The organism is Sphingobium anseongense (assembly GCF_037725245.1).
Lineage (GTDB): Bacteria > Pseudomonadota > Alphaproteobacteria > Sphingomonadales > Sphingomonadaceae > Sphingobium.
This window is the reverse complement of record NZ_JBBJUL010000005.1, coordinates 138,264-152,861: the sequence shown is the minus strand read 5'-3', so window position 1 is coordinate 152,861 and position 14,598 is coordinate 138,264. Positions and strand designations below refer to the sequence as shown.

Here is a 14,598-nt window from a genome sequence, read left to right as displayed (position 1 = left end):
ATGATCCGCGCTGCGCTCGCTCAGGCGGAAACGCTGTTCGACCATCTTCAGGTGCAGAACCGCTTGCCGCGCCATGTCGGCCGGCTGGTCAGCCATGACGGGGGCATGCTGGAAGTCACCGGCTTCCGTCGCCCCATCGGCGCGGGTGCGCGCGTGACCGCCAGCGACGGGACCATCGCGCGCGCCGAGGTGATCGGCTTTCGCGGCGACCGCACCATATTGGTGCCGCTCGACACCGATTCGCCGCTCGAAAATGGCGCGCGGGTCGAACCAGACAGCCAGGCCAACATGGTTCAGGTCGGCGATGGCCTGATCGGCCGGGTCATCGACGCCATGGGCCAACCGCTCGACCGGCGCGGGCCGATCATCGCGGGCGGCAGCTGGCCGCTCAATGGGGTCAAGGGCAATGTGCTCGACCGCGGACGAGTGACCGAGCCTTTCGACCTGGGCGTGCGCGCGGTCAACGCGCTGCTCACCGCCGGGCGCGGCCAGCGGATCGCGATCATCGCCGGCTCCGGCGTCGGCAAATCGGTGCTGATGGGACAAATGATCGCCGGCGCCGAAGCCGACATCGTCGTTGCCGGCCTGATCGGCGAGCGCGGCCGCGAAGTCAGCGACTTCCTTGAAACCAAGCTCAAGGGCTCGATGCACAAGTCGATCGTTGTCGCCGTGCCTGCCGACCATCCCCCTGTCCTGCGCCTGCGCGCGGCCGCGCGCGCCACCGCCATCGCCGAATATTTCCGCGCGCGCGGCAAGAAGGTTCTGCTGCTGCTCGACAGCCTGACCCGCTGCGCGCATGCCCAGCGCGAAATCGGCCTGGCGCTGGGCGAACCGCCGGCGATGAAGGGGTATCCGCCCAGCGCGCTGGCGCTGATCCCCAAGCTGGTCGAGCGCGCCGGCGTCGATGTCCGCACCGGCGGGTCGATCACGGCGCTCTACACCGTGCTCGCCGATGGCGACGATACCGACGATCCGATCGTCGATGCGGCCCGCGCGATCGTCGACGGGCATTTCATCCTGTCGCGGCATTTGTCGGAACAGGCGATCTTTCCCGCGATCGACATCGGCAAGTCCCTGTCCCGGGTGATGGCCGATGTGGTCGCGCCCGATCATCTCGCCGCCGCCGCCGCCTATCGCCGGCTCTGGGCCGCTTACGAAGAGAATAAGGACCTGATCCTGATGGGCGCCTATCGCCCGGGCAACGATCCGGTCATCGACGAGGCCGTTCAGCGCCGGCAGGAAATCCTCGATTTCCTGCGTCAAGATGTGAAAAGCCGTATCGATCTCGACACCAGCGCAAGCGCGTTGATGACTGAATTCGGCGCATGAAGGGTCTCGTCGCCCGGCGGCAGCGCGTGCTGCGCGTGCGCCATGTCCAGCACAGTATGGCGGTCGCCGAAACCGTGCGCGCGCAGGACGAAGCCAACAGCATCGCTCACAATGTCGAACGGCTGCGGCGCGTGCGCCAGGAACTGTTTCGCAACGAGGGTATGGCGAATGGCGCGGCTTTTGCAGCGATGCAGGAGCTGGCCGGGCGGCTGGAGCAGGCCGGGCGTCAGCTCGACGGCGCGCTCTATGACGCCAGGCGCAAGGTGGAAGCGAAAAAGGACCTGTCGATCGTAGCCAATCGCGAGCGGGAAGTCGCAGAAAAGCTCAAGGGGCGCGCCGATGCCGCACTGGAACAAGGGCGCGAAAGGCGGCGGGCGGCGCTGCCTCGCTATCGCCGGATGCAAAGAACGGGGGAAAATGAGTGACCATCTTCGCCAGCCTTCGGGCGCTGCTTCTCCCGGCAATCGCACCCGGCAAGATTTTGCCGACAGCTGCCGCCGCGCCTGAAAGCGGTGAGGGCTTTGCGGCGATGATGACCGCGATGGGCGATGCCGCCGCCGCCACTCCGGCCGGCACTCCGGTTCCTGCCATCCCGGCTGCCGACCAGCCCCAGCAGTCCTCGCCATCGCTTACGGCGTCGGTCGACGACAGCGTCGCACCGCCCCTTCAATTGCCGGACGCTACGCCCGTCGCGACATCGCGCGACGCACCGACGCCTGGTCCCCGACCGATCGCTCTCCCGGTATCGGGCGAGGACAGCCCCGCGCCGCGCGCACAACTGCCGGACGCCGCGCCCATCGCGACATCGCGCGACGTACCCACGCCCGATCCCCGACCGATCGCTGACCCGGCGTCGGTTGAAGACAGCGTCGCACCGCCCGCACAACTGCCGGACGCCACGCCGGTCGCTACGTCGCGCGACGCACCGACGCCTGGTCCCCGACCGATCGCTGACCCGGCATCGGGCGAGGACAGCCCCGCATCGCCCGCACAACTGCCGGACGCCGCGCCCATCGCGACATCGCGCGACGTACCCGCGCCTGATCCCCGACCGATCGCTGATCCCGCGTCGGAAGATCCAGTGCGCCTGCAACCGGTTGGCCCCGTTCCCGCCATTCCCGAACTGATCACTGTCGGGTCCGATCCCATCGCGCCCGCGCCAATCGTCGCGACGGTCGCGCCACTACCGCAGCGGCATGGCTTGCAGCCCGCAACGACAGGCAAGCCAGAGGCCGAATCCCGGCCCGAGGCGGCTGTCGCGGCCAAGGCAGATAAGCCACGCGTCACGCCGCCCAACGATGGGTTGGCTGTCGAGGCGATGACGCCCGCGCCTGTCCCCATTCCAACGCCGCTCACGGTCGCGCCGGAGCGCACGGCATCGCACGCCGCGCCGCCAGCCAGCTCGCCGCCTTCCGACGCCATCGTCCCGCCACCGGTCGCACCTGCGTCCAGGGCTTCGAACGGGCTGCCGATCGTCCCGACGGATGAGGTAGCTCCAGCCGATCCGGGACAGGCGATCGCCGCGCCGCCAAAGACCATGGCGCGTCTCACTACGAAGACGGCCGCTCGAACGGCTCATCCGGCAGGCCATGAGGCGGACATGGCCCTGTCCCCGTCCGCCACGCCCGCCCAGCCGAATGTCAGCGCGGAAGCGCTTCTCGCCCAGCCCGATGACGCGGCGCGCTCCGCTTCCTCGCCGTCGCCCTTTTCAGCCGCGCCGCTCCCCGTCACGACCGTTGCAGCCATTGCCCCCGCTATCGCCGCGCCGATCGATGATCGCGCGCCCGCAGCCCCACCAGCTGCGCCGCTCACGCTGACGCCACGCCCGATCGCGCCACCGCCCGCCCCGACGTCACAGACAGCGGCCTTGCCCGGCAGGCAAGAGGGGGAACCGGGCAACGCGGACGGAAGCAGCGATCCGCAACGGCGAACGCCGTCGCTCAGTGTCGCGATCCAGCCGCCTGCCGACGATAAGCGGACTGCCGCTCCGCCCCATGCCGCACCTTGGGATGGCGTTGCGCGTCCTGAGCCGGTAACACGCCCTGCGGCGGCGACCGCCCCGGCCCAGCCCGTCCAACCTGTGCAAGACGCCGTGGGCCAGGCGGGCGCGGCGCTGGAGATCGTCCTTCCCTCAGCATCGCCGCTACCACAGGTCCAGGCGACTATCCCGACGAGCGATCCGGCCATGACCGCCGCGCCCGACGCCATCTTGCCCGATCACCATGCGGCGCTGGTCGGCACAACCGCTTCACCCGTCGCACAGGAACCGGCGGCGCGGTCAGAAGCATTGTCGCTGCTTCAACTGGTGCGCGATCATTTCGCGCGTCGCAAGCCCGCCGATGCGTCGCCCGCCGGCGCTTCGGCCGATGGCCCAAGGCCCGTGGGCGGCATGGCCACGCCGGTTCCCGCGGTGGTCCCCATGCCGCCCGCCGTCGCTGCCACGATCATCACCGCGCCACCTGCACCCTTGCCGCTGCCCGTCAACGACATCGGCGGCGCACTGGCCGGCCAGGCGGTCGACATGGGTGTGCAGGGCCAGTGGATCGACGGGCTTGCCCGCGAAATCGCGTCGCTGTCGACCAATGGCGGACAGGGCAATTTCCAGATCCGATCCGATCAATTGGGACCTGTACAGGTCGCGATCCGGCAGGGACCGCTGGGGGCCGACATCAGCCTGACAGTCGCCAGCGCGGCCGCCGAACATGCGCTGCGCCAGGATAGCGACCGGCTGCGCGCCGACGCTGCGCTCTCGGCCGTTCGCGTTGCCGAGGTGCGTATCGAACGCGCTCCGGCGGCCGATCCGGCCCGTAGCGATCCTGGCCAGCAAACGTCTTCGCAACAGAATGGATCGACAGCCGGCGGCTCCTTTCAGGGTGCCGGTCCGGGAATGGGTCAGGGCATGAGCCAGGGGCGTTCGCAGGCGCAAGAAAATTTGAGTGGGGGTCATAAAGCCAGCGCCGATGCCGCCGTTCTTGACCATGTCGATGCGCGCGAGGGCGCGACGGGCGGCGCGTCCGCTCCCGGTCGTGCGCGCTATGCCTGACGCGCGCGCTAATTCAGGGAACCGAACATAATGAGCGATGAACCCAAGGCGAAGAAAAAGAAGGGCGGCGGCATGAAGCTGATGCTCATCCTGGTCGTCGGTCTGGTCCTGGGCGGCGCTGGCGCGGCCGGCGGTCTGTATGCGGCGGGCGCGTTCGGCGCCAAGGAAGAAGGCCCCAAGGAGGACCCCAACAAGCCGGTGCTGGTGCTGAAGGGGGAAAATGCCGAGGAAATCGCCAAGGCGCATGGCGGCGGTGAAGGCGATCATGGCGGCGCGACCGCCAAGGGCGGCGGGCATCATGCCGCGGGCAAAGGCATCGACCTGCCCGCGCCTTCCGATCCTGCGGCCTATCAGGCCAGCTATTTCCAGCTTCAGGCGCCCTTTACATCGAATATGATCGACACCGATGCCTTCGCCCAGATCAGCATCGCCGTGTCGACCTATTATGACATGCGCGTGGTCGAAGCGATCAAGACTCATGAAATGGCGATCCGCAGCCAGGTGCTGATGATGCTGGCGCAGCAGCCCGAGCAGGTCCTTTCGACCCCCGCCGGCAAGCAGGATCTCCAGAAAAAAATCCGCAACATTATCAACGAAGTTCTCAAACAGAAAACCGGCTATGGCGGCGTTGATAACGTTTATTTTACCAATTTCGTTATTCAATAGGCCCGTCTGAAGCGTCGGGAACTCCCCTGCCGCGACAGGCAGGGGACCTTGATGAACGACGTTCAAACCTTCGCCTTCGGCCGCGGGGAGTCGCAGGCACCGGTCATGCTATCGGGATTGGACCGGCTGGGTGAAAAGCTCTGCCGGCGCATGCGCGCCCTGATCGAGCCGATCGCGGGCGTGCGGCCCAATGTGGAAGCGCAGGATGGCCGGGTGCTCGACTTCGGCGCGTGGTCGGCCGATGTGCCGGCCTTTTCCAGCATCAGCTGCTATCGCATCGCGCCGCTCAAGGGCCAGATGCTGCTGCGCATGAATGCGGCGATGATATCGACGCTGGTCGACTGCTTCTATGGCGGCATCGGCAACCGCCCGCTGCCCGCGCGCGGTGAATTCACGCCTACCGAAGACCGGCTGATCGTCCGCCTCGCCGACGCCATAGTGGCGCGCATGGTCGAATGCTGGGCCGATATCCTGCCGCTCGAACCGGCGCTGATCGTCCGCGAAACCGGGGTCGGCTTTGCCGCTTCGGCGCAGGCGAGCGAGCCGATGGTGCTCCAGCGCTTCGTGGTTTCGATCACCCGCGAACATGAATGGCCGATCGACCTGCTCTTCCCGCTGGCGGCACTGCGCAGCGCCGAAGCGCTGATGGGCACCAAGGTCCATGACGACGATGCCCAGACCGATCCGGTCTGGCAGGCACGCATCGCGCGGCAGATGCGCAACATCCGCCTGCCCGCGCGCACCGTGCTGGCCCGGCCCAATCTGTCGCTGGCGGACCTGATGCAGCTCAAGGCCGGCGACGTCATTCCGGTCACGATCAATCGCAGCCTGCCGTTGATCGTCGGCGACCGCATCGTTGCCCATGGCACGATCGGCGAACAGGAAGGGCGCGCCGCCTTCCAGATAGAAAAACTCGTACAGGGAAATGACCAATGAGCGACATGAGCGAAGCCCCCCGTCTTGAAGGCATGGCCCAGGGCAAGGGCGAGGACATGGCCACGCGCATGGCCAACAGCCGGCAGTTCAAGCTGCTTGCCGACATTCCGGTGCGCATGTCGGTGGAGGTCGGTTCGACGTCGCTGCGCCTTGCCGAAGTCATGGACCTGGCCGAAGGCAGCATCGTCGAACTCGACCGGCAGGCCGACGACCTGCTCGACATCATGGTCAACGGCGCGTTGATCGCCAAGGGTGAGGTCGTGACGGTCAACGGCCGCTATGGCATCCGCATCGTCGATATCGCCGCCACGGAAACACGCCTTGCCGGTGTCGAACGGCGCGGCTGACCGCATCATCCTGTTTTAGCGCTTGCCTTCCAGACCCTTCCTGGCTGATCGCATGGCGTATTAACCATAGTTGCGGGGCGCGTCGTCATGTTCTGGTATTTCGTCAAGCTGCTGATCATGCTGCCGCTCGTTGCCGGCATGGCGTTCGGCGCGCTGTGGCTTTGGCGCAAATATCAGCCGGGCATGATCGGCGTTCAGGGTGACCGCACGCTCAAGCTGCTCGAAGCGCTGCCGATGGGCACGTCGGGCAAGCTCGCCGTCGTCGAATTCGAAGGCCAGAAGATCCTGCTGTCGGTGACGCGGGGCCGCATCGAAAAGATCGCCGAAGGGTCGCAAACCCGTGTCCTCCGCTAAAGTCCTTCTTGTCGGCGGGGCCATACTCGCCGCCGGTCTTTTCTGCGTCGAACCGGCGCTGGCGCAGGCCGCGCCCGCGCTCGCGCCGCCGGTCCCCCCGCCGGTCGACAATGGCGGCGCTCTGACCCGCGCGATGGGCGCGATATCGGGCAATGGCGCGCCACTGTCGCTGTCCCTGCAAATCCTGATCCTCATGAGCCTGTTGACGGTGCTGCCGTCGCTGGTGCTGATGATGACCAGTTTCACCCGCATCATCATCGTCCTGTCGCTGTTGCGCCAGGCGCTCGGCCTGCAACAGACCCCGCCCAACCAGGTGCTGGTGGGCCTTGCGCTGTTCCTGTCGCTGTTCGTGATGCGGCCGGTGATCGATCAGATCAACGGCCAGGCGTTCGATCCCTATGGCAAGGGGGAGATCAGCATCGAGGAAGCGGTCGGCCGGTCGGGCAAGGCGCTGCACGGCTTCATGGCCAAGCAGACGCGCGAAAGCGATCTCAAACTGTTCGCGGGGCTTGCAGAAGCGCCCGCTTTCCGCACCCCCGCCGACATTCCCTTCTCGATCCTGCTGCCCGCATTCGTCACCAGCGAGCTAAAAACGGCATTCCAGATCGGCTTCATGATCTTCCTGCCCTTCCTCATCATCGACCTTGTCGTTGCATCCACGTTGATGGCGCTCGGCATGATGATGTTGTCGCCCACCATCATCTCCATGCCGTTCAAGCTGCTGCTGTTCGTGCTGGTCGATGGCTGGGCGCTCACTATGGGGTCGCTCGCCGGCTCCTTCGCGACATAGCGGGCCGGGATGGACAACGCCGATTTCTTCATGGGGCTGGCCCAGCAGGCGCTGTGGATCACCGCGCTCGCCGCCGCGCCGGTGCTGATCCCGGCGCTGATTGCGGGCGTGCTGATCGGCATGGTCCAGGCCGCCACCTCGATCAACGAACAGACGCTGGCTTTCGTCCCCAAGATCATTCTCGTCGGCGGCATGCTGGCTTTGTTCGGGGGGTCGATGATGCTCCTGATCGCCGATTTCACCCGCGAGATATTCGAACGCATACCGGACCTTTTGCAATGAGCCGGGGCAGATGATCGCGCCGGGCTTCGCGGGGGTAGAGGCGCAACTGTGGCTGCTGCTGGTTGCGATGATCCGCCCCGGCGCGGCCTTCATCGCCGCGCCCGTATTCGGCGCGCCCGCGGTGCCGATCCAGTTGCGCATCATCCTGTCCCTCGCGCTCGGAATGGCGGCGCTTAACAGCGTGACCATCGCGCTGCCGGGCGACGGCATCGCCAGTATCGAAGGGATGATGTTGATCGCGGGCGAAATCCTTGCCGGCCTTGCCATGGGGTTCGCGGTGCAGATCGGCTATGCCGCCGCCTTCGTTGCGGGCGAAGCGATCGGCGCGGCCATGGGTCTTGGCTTTGCCGCCATGGTCGATCCCCAATCGGGCCAGCCCACCCAGGCGGTCGGTCAATTCCTCTCCATCCTCGCCACTTTCCTGTTGCTTGGCATGGATGGCCATCTGATGCTGGCAAGCTTCGTCGTGCAAAGCTATCAGACGTTGCCGCCCGGCGGCCCGATGCTCGGCAACGACGCGATCTGGGGCCTTATCCAGTTCGGCGGCACGCTGCTCGGAGCGGGGGTCACGATCGCGCTCCCCGTGGCGTTCGCGCTGGTGCTGATCCAGATTATCATGGGCATGCTGGCGCGCACCGCGCCCGCGCTCAACCTGTTCGCGGTCGGCATGCCCGTGGCGATGATGACCGGGCTGGTGCTGCTTGCCATCGCCGCGCCGGTCATGGGCGAAGGCGTCATCGCCGCGCTCAAGGCGGGGCTGGAACAGGCGCAGTCGATAGCGGAGGGGCGCTGACATGGCCGATTCCCCCGGCGGCGGCGAAAAGACCGAAAAACCGACACAGAAGAAACTGGATGACGCCGCCAAGAAGGGCGACATTCTCCAGTCGCGCGAACTGGCGACGGCGATGGTGGTGATGGCCGGCATCGGCTGCATGGCGATCACCGGCCCGGCGCTGATCGAGGCACTGTCGAACATGCTGATCGAAGCGCTGCGTTTCCGGCGGGACGACATCACCAATTTCGCGCCCGCCGCGCGCGGCGTCGGCCTGCTGTCGGGCGTGCTGCTGCCGGTTGGCGGTATATTGCTGGCCACGACCTTGGCCGCGATCGCCGCGCCGGCGATATTGGGGTCGCTCGGCTTTCGCGCCGGCGCCTTCGCGCCCAAGGCGTCCAAGCTCAATCCGGCCTCCGGCCTCAAGCGCATGTTCGGCGCGCAGGGCCTTACCGAACTGGTCAAGTCGATCGCCAAGGTCGGCCTGATCGGCGCGATCGGCGTATGGCTGGTGTGGGACAGGCTGACCGCGATCGTCGGTCTGGGCAAGGCCGGGATCGCCCCCGCGATGAGCGAGCTTGGCTCCATGTTCCTGATGACCTGCCTTGTCATGGCCGGCGCATTGTTCCTGATCGCGGGCATCGACGTACCGGCGCAGATATTCCAGCGCGCCAAGCGCCTTGGCATGTCCAAGCAGGAAGTGAAGGACGAGCATAAGGAAAGCGAAGGTTCGCCCGAGCTCAAGGGCCAGATACGCCGCAAGCAATATGAGGTGCTGAACGGATCGACTCGGCAGGCTGTCGCCGAAGCCAGCGTCATCCTGACCAATCCCACCCATTTCGCGGTAGCGCTGCGCTACAAGCCCGGTGTCGATTCGGCGCCCGTCGTCGTGGCGCGCGGCTGCGACGCGATCGCCGCGGCGATCCGCGAACTGGCCGACCAGAAAAAGGTGCCGGTGCTGCAATATCCCGAACTCGCGCGCGCCGTCTATTTCACATCGCGCAATGGCGAGATCGTCAACGAAGCGCTCTACATGGCCGTCGCCACCGTGCTCGCCTTCGTCTTCCGCGTCGAAAACCGGATGGCGAGCGAGATGGACCGGCCGTTCATCAGCGTGCCCGAAGACCTGCGGTTCGACGCCGACGGTCGAAAGCTCTGATCCGGGCTATTATCGCGGCGTTGTTGACGCCACGGCTGGGTCGTCCCGCTCCGGCGACATGATCAGGCACGAAAATCGGATGGTGAATTAAAGTTTAGTCGCGTTCGTCCGTACTCTTTTCATGGGGACGCATTATGATGGTGCGTCATGAGCGACTATCTTTCACGCGGCGAAATTGCGCCAGTCGACCGGGCTTCAGCTCGTGCGCCTGCGCCGATCGCATCGGTTCATCGGCCTGCCCCGCGCGGGCCGGCCATTTATGGGTCGCCCGATCGCCCGTCGCCGCAGCCGACGAACGGCCGGCTGGAAGGCGATCAGCTTGCCAGCGCGGCGGAATATGCCAGCGTGCATGAACGTATCGCCAACATCCTTGCCGAACTGCGCTCGTCCGAACAGGATTCGGCCCGCGCGATCGACGGGGCGGAGGCTGCGATCCAGGCGATGCTGCCCACGCCGATCATCCTTGTGCCGCTGCCCCCGGCCAGCAAGGAGCAGATGGAACAGGCCGCCCGCCTTGCCAAACGGATGGTCGAACAGGCTGCCTTCACCCATGCGGTGCAAAGTCATGTGCGCCCCGGCACGGTCGACCAGATCCTGTCGATGGTGGCCTGACCATTATCTGAAATCTTTCCTAAAGTTCTGGTCGCTACAGCCGTCCTATTCGCTTGAAAGGACGGCGCATGGTTTCTGTGAGTAGCAGCATTTCGACCGCGCTGGGCATCGGTTCGGGGATCGATACCGGATCGCTCGTGTCGAGCCTGGTCAGCGCCACGCGCGACCCCAAAGAGTCGGCGATCAACAACCGCCAGTCGCTCAACAGCGCGCGTATATCCGCGCTTGCTTCGGCATCCAGCTCGATCGACACTTTCGCCGATGCGCTCAACAACCTGCTGTCCAGTTCGGGTTATGCCGGCGCGCCCGGTTCCAACGATCCCAGCATCGCGTCCGTCAGCCTGATTCCGGGCGGCGTCCCTGCACTGCCCGTTCAACTCGAAGTCGAACAGCTCGCCTCGGCGCAGGTGCTGGCGTCGACCCCTGTCGCCACGCCGGCGGCGGCGCTCGGCCTTGGTGCCTTCACCCTGACGGTCGGTGGCCAGAGCGCGACGATCGACATTACATCCGCCAATAACAGCTATGCCGGACTGGCCTCGGCGATCAATGCCGCCGGGCTGGGCGTCACCGCGACCGTCGTCACCGACAATCAGGGCACTCGCCTGGTGATGAAGGGTGCGAGCGGCGGCGCCAACAGCTTCACCTTCACCAAGGATTCGGGCGACGCCAGCCTCGATGCCTTCACCTGGGACGGCGCGACAGGCGGCATGGCGCGCCAGGCGCAGGCCAGGGACAGCATCATCCTCGTCGACGGCGTGCGCCAATTCTACAGCAGCAACACTATCGACACCGCGGTTGCCCATCTGCGCATCGACCTCAACAAGGCCGCGCCGGGCACGCAAATCACGCTGGCGTCGACCGAGCCGACCACGTCGATGCGCGACCTGGTGGTCGAATTCGTCGATGCCTACAACACGATGATGAAGGCGCTGAACACCGCCACCGCCACGGGTGCGGACTCCTCCAGCTCGGGTGTCCTCAACGGCGAATCCGCCGCACGCGACATGAAACGGCAATTGTCGCGGATGACGAGCACGGCCCTTGCCACCAGTGGCAATTATCGCACGCTGGTCGACCTGGGCGTCAAGACCAATCGCGACGGCACGCTGACGCTCGACACCAAGGCGCTCGACGTCGCGATCGCCGCCGACCCTTCGGCCATCACCCAGATGCTGAACCCGGCGGTCGCATCCACCGCCACCCCGGGTCTTGCCGGGCTGATGGATCAGGTGCGCGATTCCATCCAGGCGAAGGACGGCGCGCTCGCCTCTGCGCAGGCCAAATATAATGCGCTCGCCGAGAAGCTGACCAAGCAGCTCGAAAAGCTCGACGAGCAGATGGAGACATACGAAGCTCGGCTGACCGCCACCTATTCGGAGATGGAGACGCGGCTGGCCGCACTCAAGGCGACCCAGAGCTATCTCGATCAGCAGATCGCCATGTGGACCAAATCAGACGATTAAGAACGGGGACGACGAATGTTCTACAATCAGGGTTATGCAGGTGCCACCGCCATGCGGCGCTATGCGGCGGTCCATTCGGGCAGCCGGACCGAAGGGGCCAGCCCCCATGCGCTGGTCAAGATCTTGTTCGACGAGCTGCTGCTCGCGCTGGAAACAGCCATTGTGGCCGAACGCATGGGCGATCGGGTCAAGGTGTCCGACAAGCAGGCGCGCGCCATGTCCATCCTGTTCGCGCTCGAATCGAGCCTCGATTTCGACAAAGGCGGCGACATCGCCAGGGGGCTTGGCCAGATCTACCGGGAAGCGCGCCGGCTGCTTCTGACGGCCGCGCGCGAACGCTCGGTCGAACCGGTCGATCAGGCGCGCGACATGATCGCCGAAATCGCCGACGCCTGGGGCCAAATCGGCTGAAGGCTTGATCCGGTGCCACTTCCGCAAACAAAGCCGGCGGGTTGACGCTCGACATTCGCCCCCTGTATAGGCGCAATTCGCATAGGGCGGCCCGGCGGGGGTCGCCTTTTTGCGTTTTTACGCACGCGCGATGAAGGGAAGGTACGATGTCGATTACGCCGCTCATGCCCGTTTACCCCCGGTGCGATGTGCGTCCGGTGCGAGGCGAAGGCTGCTATCTGATCGGCGAACGCGGCGAGCGCTATCTCGATTTCGCCAGCGGCATCGCGGTCAATCTGCTCGGCCACGGCCATCCCCGGCTGGTCAAGGCGATCGCCGATCAGGCAGCGACGCTGATGCACGTATCCAATCTGTACGGGTCGCCGCAGGGAGAGGCGTTCGCGCAGCGGCTGGTCGACAACAGCTTTGCCGACACGGTCTTCTTCACCAATTCGGGTGCCGAAGCGGTCGAATGCGCGATCAAGACCGCGCGGCGCTATCATTATGCGAACGGCCAGGCGCACCGGCACAAGATCATCAGCTTCGACAATGCTTTTCACGGTCGGACATTGGGCACGATCAGCGCCACCAGCCAGCCCAAGATGCGCGATGGCTTCGAACCGCTGTTGCCAGGTTTCACCGTGGTCCCGTTCAACGACCTCGATGCCGCGCTGGCCGCGATCGATGACGATACCGCGGGTTTTCTGCTGGAACCCGTGCAGGGCGAAGGCGGCGTGACTCCGGCGACGCCAGCGTTCCTGACCGGCCTGCGCCAGGCCTGCGACGACCATGGCCTGCTGCTGATCCTCGACGAGGTGCAGTGCGGCTACGCCCGCACCGGCACTTTCTTCGCGCATGAACAATATGGGATCATGCCGGACATCATGGCGGTGGCCAAGGGCATCGGCGCCGGTTTCCCGCTGGGCGCCTGTCTTGCGACCGAGGAAGCGGCCAAGGGCATGGTCGCGGGCACGCACGGGTCCACCTATGGCGGCAATCCGCTCGCCATGGCGGTTGGCCAGGCCGTGCTGGACGAAGTGCTGGGCGATGGCTTCCTCGACAATGTAAAGGCCAAGGGCGCACGCCTGCGCGCGGCGCTCGAACAGTTGATACCCAATCATGACGGCATTTTCGAAGATGTGCGCGGCATGGGGCTGATGCTGGGTGTAAAGCTCAGGGATAGCGCCGACGCGCGATCCTTCGTGGCGCATATGCGCGACAATCATGGCCTGTTGACCGTGTCGGCGGGGCAGAACGTCGTTCGCATCCTGCCGCCGCTGGTGATCGAGGACAGTCATATCGCCGAATGCGTCGAAAAACTGTCCGCGGCGGCGCGGAGTTTCGGCGCGGCCGAGGCGGCCTGACATCAATCCACCCCGTTCATGCTGAGCAGCAGCCGAGCGAAGTCGAAAATCCGTATCGACGCATAGGCGCGTAATCTATCGATACATCGTTTCGACACGCGCAATGGCTGTTCAGGGCGAACGGGCGGTTGGAAAGGAACGTTCCATGACCAGACATTTTCTGAACCTGTCCGACGCTGGCGGCGATGCCATTGCCGCGATGATCGCCGACGCCATCGACCGCAAGGCCGCGCGCGCCGGCTGGCCCAAGGGCAGGGCGGATGCCGACGCGCCGCTCGCCGGACACACGCTGGCGATGATCTTTGAAAAGAATTCGACCCGCACCCGCGTATCGTTCGACATGGCGATCCGCCAGCTTGGCGGCACCTCGATCGTGATGGACGCTGGCGGCATGCAGCTTGGGCGCGGCGAAACCGTGGCCGACACCGCGCGCGTTCTGTCGGGCATGGTCGATGCGATCATGATTCGTACCGACGATCATGCCAAGATCGAGGAAATGGCCCACTATGCCACCGTTCCGGTCATCAATGGCCTGACCGACCTGTCGCATCCCTGTCAGATCATGGCCGACCTACTGACCGTGATCGAAAGCGGCCTGGCCCTGCCCGGCAGCCAGTGGGCATGGCTGGGCGACGGCAATAATGTTCTCCATTCGATCATCGAGGCCGCCGGCCTGATGCAGTTCGACGTCCGTATCGGCGTGCCGCAGGGCTATGAGCCAGACCCCCGCTTCGCGGTCGAGGCGACCGCCCGCGGGGCATGCATCACCCTCTCGCGCGACGCGGTCGAGGTCGCCAGCGGCGCTGACGTGATCGCCACCGATACCTGGATCTCGATGGGCCAGCAGCACGCGCAGGACAAGCTCGCCGCGATGATGCCCTATCAGGTGACCAGAGACCTGATGGCCCACGCCAAGCCCACGGCGAAATTCCTCCACTGCCTGCCCGCCCATCGCGGCGAGGAGGTGGTGGATGCCGTCATCGACGGGCCGCAGTCGCTGATCTGGCCGGAAGCGGAAAACCGGCTCCATGCGCAAAAATCGGTGCTGCTGTGGGCGCTGGGCAGGCTTGGCTGACGGAGTGACCACCATC

The 14,598-nt window shown here is 65.7% G+C and carries 16 protein-coding genes; all 16 read left to right on the top strand.

Features of this window, described 5'->3' with window-relative positions; translation table 11 throughout:
• The 16 genes from WG908_RS08905 to argF all read left to right on the top strand — a co-directional run bounded on the left by WG908_RS08905 (position 1) and on the right by argF (position 14,582).
• Positions 1-1,329, top strand: coding sequence for a FliI/YscN family ATPase (locus WG908_RS08905; protein WP_340186215.1), 1,329 nt, complete (start codon positions 1-3; stop codon positions 1,327-1,329).
• Positions 1,326-1,754 (top strand): hypothetical protein, encoded by a 429-nt coding sequence (locus WG908_RS08900; protein WP_340186214.1) that lies wholly within the window; start codon positions 1,326-1,328, stop codon positions 1,752-1,754. The genes WG908_RS08905 and WG908_RS08900 overlap by 4 nt, the downstream gene beginning before the upstream one ends.
• Positions 1,751-4,372, top strand: a complete 2,622-nt coding sequence (locus tag WG908_RS08895) for a hypothetical protein (protein WP_340186213.1) — start codon at positions 1,751-1,753, stop codon at positions 4,370-4,372. The genes WG908_RS08900 and WG908_RS08895 overlap by 4 nt, the downstream gene beginning before the upstream one ends.
• Before the next feature lie 30 nt (positions 4,373-4,402).
• A complete protein-coding gene (locus WG908_RS08890; RefSeq protein ID WP_340186212.1) occupies positions 4,403-5,038 on the top strand; it encodes a flagellar basal body-associated FliL family protein in 636 nt (211 codons plus the stop codon).
• Between the two features lie 51 nt (positions 5,039-5,089).
• Positions 5,090-5,974 (top strand): flagellar motor switch protein FliM, encoded by an 885-nt coding sequence (locus tag WG908_RS08885; RefSeq protein WP_340186211.1) that lies wholly within the window; start codon positions 5,090-5,092, stop codon positions 5,972-5,974.
• Positions 5,971-6,321, top strand: a complete 351-nt coding sequence (gene fliN / locus WG908_RS08880; protein ID WP_340186210.1) for a flagellar motor switch protein FliN — start codon at positions 5,971-5,973, stop codon at positions 6,319-6,321. Before WG908_RS08885 ends, fliN begins: the two co-directional genes overlap by 4 nt.
• Before the next feature lie 87 nt (positions 6,322-6,408).
• Positions 6,409-6,675, top strand: coding sequence for a FliO/MopB family protein (locus WG908_RS08875; protein WP_340186209.1), 267 nt, complete (start codon positions 6,409-6,411; stop codon positions 6,673-6,675).
• A gap of 22 nt (positions 6,676-6,697) precedes the next feature.
• Positions 6,698-7,465, top strand: coding sequence for a flagellar type III secretion system pore protein FliP (gene fliP, locus WG908_RS08870; RefSeq protein ID WP_445326694.1), 768 nt, complete (start codon positions 6,698-6,700; stop codon positions 7,463-7,465).
• 9 nt (positions 7,466-7,474) lie between these two features.
• Complete coding sequence (gene fliQ / locus WG908_RS08865; RefSeq protein ID WP_340186208.1) at positions 7,475-7,747, top strand: flagellar biosynthesis protein FliQ; 273 nt, start codon at positions 7,475-7,477, stop codon at positions 7,745-7,747.
• A 10-nt stretch (positions 7,748-7,757) separates the two neighbouring features.
• Positions 7,758-8,540: a flagellar biosynthetic protein FliR gene (gene fliR, locus WG908_RS08860; protein WP_340186207.1), complete on the top strand. Its 783-nt coding sequence runs from the start codon at positions 7,758-7,760 to the stop codon at positions 8,538-8,540.
• A gap of 1 nt (position 8,541) precedes the next feature.
• Positions 8,542-9,678, top strand: coding sequence for an EscU/YscU/HrcU family type III secretion system export apparatus switch protein (locus WG908_RS08855; protein ID WP_340186206.1), 1,137 nt, complete (start codon positions 8,542-8,544; stop codon positions 9,676-9,678).
• A gap of 147 nt (positions 9,679-9,825) precedes the next feature.
• Positions 9,826-10,290, top strand: a complete 465-nt coding sequence (locus WG908_RS08850; RefSeq protein WP_340186205.1) for a hypothetical protein — start codon at positions 9,826-9,828, stop codon at positions 10,288-10,290.
• A 68-nt stretch (positions 10,291-10,358) separates the two neighbouring features.
• Complete coding sequence (fliD, locus tag WG908_RS08845) at positions 10,359-11,753, top strand: flagellar filament capping protein FliD (RefSeq protein WP_340186204.1); 1,395 nt, start codon at positions 10,359-10,361, stop codon at positions 11,751-11,753.
• A gap of 15 nt (positions 11,754-11,768) precedes the next feature.
• Positions 11,769-12,164: a flagellar export chaperone FliS gene (locus WG908_RS08840; protein ID WP_340186203.1), complete on the top strand. Its 396-nt coding sequence runs from the start codon at positions 11,769-11,771 to the stop codon at positions 12,162-12,164.
• A gap of 146 nt (positions 12,165-12,310) precedes the next feature.
• Positions 12,311-13,507 (top strand): aspartate aminotransferase family protein, encoded by a 1,197-nt coding sequence (locus WG908_RS08835; protein ID WP_340186202.1) that lies wholly within the window; start codon positions 12,311-12,313, stop codon positions 13,505-13,507.
• A 145-nt stretch (positions 13,508-13,652) separates the two neighbouring features.
• Positions 13,653-14,582: an ornithine carbamoyltransferase gene (gene argF / locus WG908_RS08830; RefSeq protein ID WP_340186201.1), complete on the top strand. Its 930-nt coding sequence runs from the start codon at positions 13,653-13,655 to the stop codon at positions 14,580-14,582.
• Positions 14,583-14,598: the final 16 nt, after the last annotated feature.

Coding starts and splice junctions, on each gene's coding strand:
- WG908_RS08905 (WP_340186215.1), top strand. CDS start 1: ATGATCCGCGCTGCGCTCGCTCAGGCGGAAACGCTGTTCGACCATCTT.
- WG908_RS08900 (WP_340186214.1), top strand. CDS start 1,326: ATGAAGGGTCTCGTCGCCCGGCGGCAGCGCGTGCTGCGCGTGCGCCAT.
- WG908_RS08890 (WP_340186212.1), top strand. CDS start 4,403: ATGAGCGATGAACCCAAGGCGAAGAAAAAGAAGGGCGGCGGCATGAAG.
- WG908_RS08885 (WP_340186211.1), top strand. CDS start 5,090: ATGAACGACGTTCAAACCTTCGCCTTCGGCCGCGGGGAGTCGCAGGCA.
- fliN (WP_340186210.1), top strand. CDS start 5,971: ATGAGCGACATGAGCGAAGCCCCCCGTCTTGAAGGCATGGCCCAGGGC.
- WG908_RS08875 (WP_340186209.1), top strand. CDS start 6,409: ATGTTCTGGTATTTCGTCAAGCTGCTGATCATGCTGCCGCTCGTTGCC.
- fliQ (WP_340186208.1), top strand. CDS start 7,475: ATGGACAACGCCGATTTCTTCATGGGGCTGGCCCAGCAGGCGCTGTGG.
- fliR (WP_340186207.1), top strand. CDS start 7,758: ATGATCGCGCCGGGCTTCGCGGGGGTAGAGGCGCAACTGTGGCTGCTG.
- WG908_RS08855 (WP_340186206.1), top strand. CDS start 8,542: ATGGCCGATTCCCCCGGCGGCGGCGAAAAGACCGAAAAACCGACACAG.
- WG908_RS08850 (WP_340186205.1), top strand. CDS start 9,826: ATGAGCGACTATCTTTCACGCGGCGAAATTGCGCCAGTCGACCGGGCT.
- fliD (WP_340186204.1), top strand. CDS start 10,359: ATGGTTTCTGTGAGTAGCAGCATTTCGACCGCGCTGGGCATCGGTTCG.
- WG908_RS08840 (WP_340186203.1), top strand. CDS start 11,769: ATGTTCTACAATCAGGGTTATGCAGGTGCCACCGCCATGCGGCGCTAT.
- WG908_RS08835 (WP_340186202.1), top strand. CDS start 12,311: ATGTCGATTACGCCGCTCATGCCCGTTTACCCCCGGTGCGATGTGCGT.
- argF (WP_340186201.1), top strand. CDS start 13,653: ATGACCAGACATTTTCTGAACCTGTCCGACGCTGGCGGCGATGCCATT.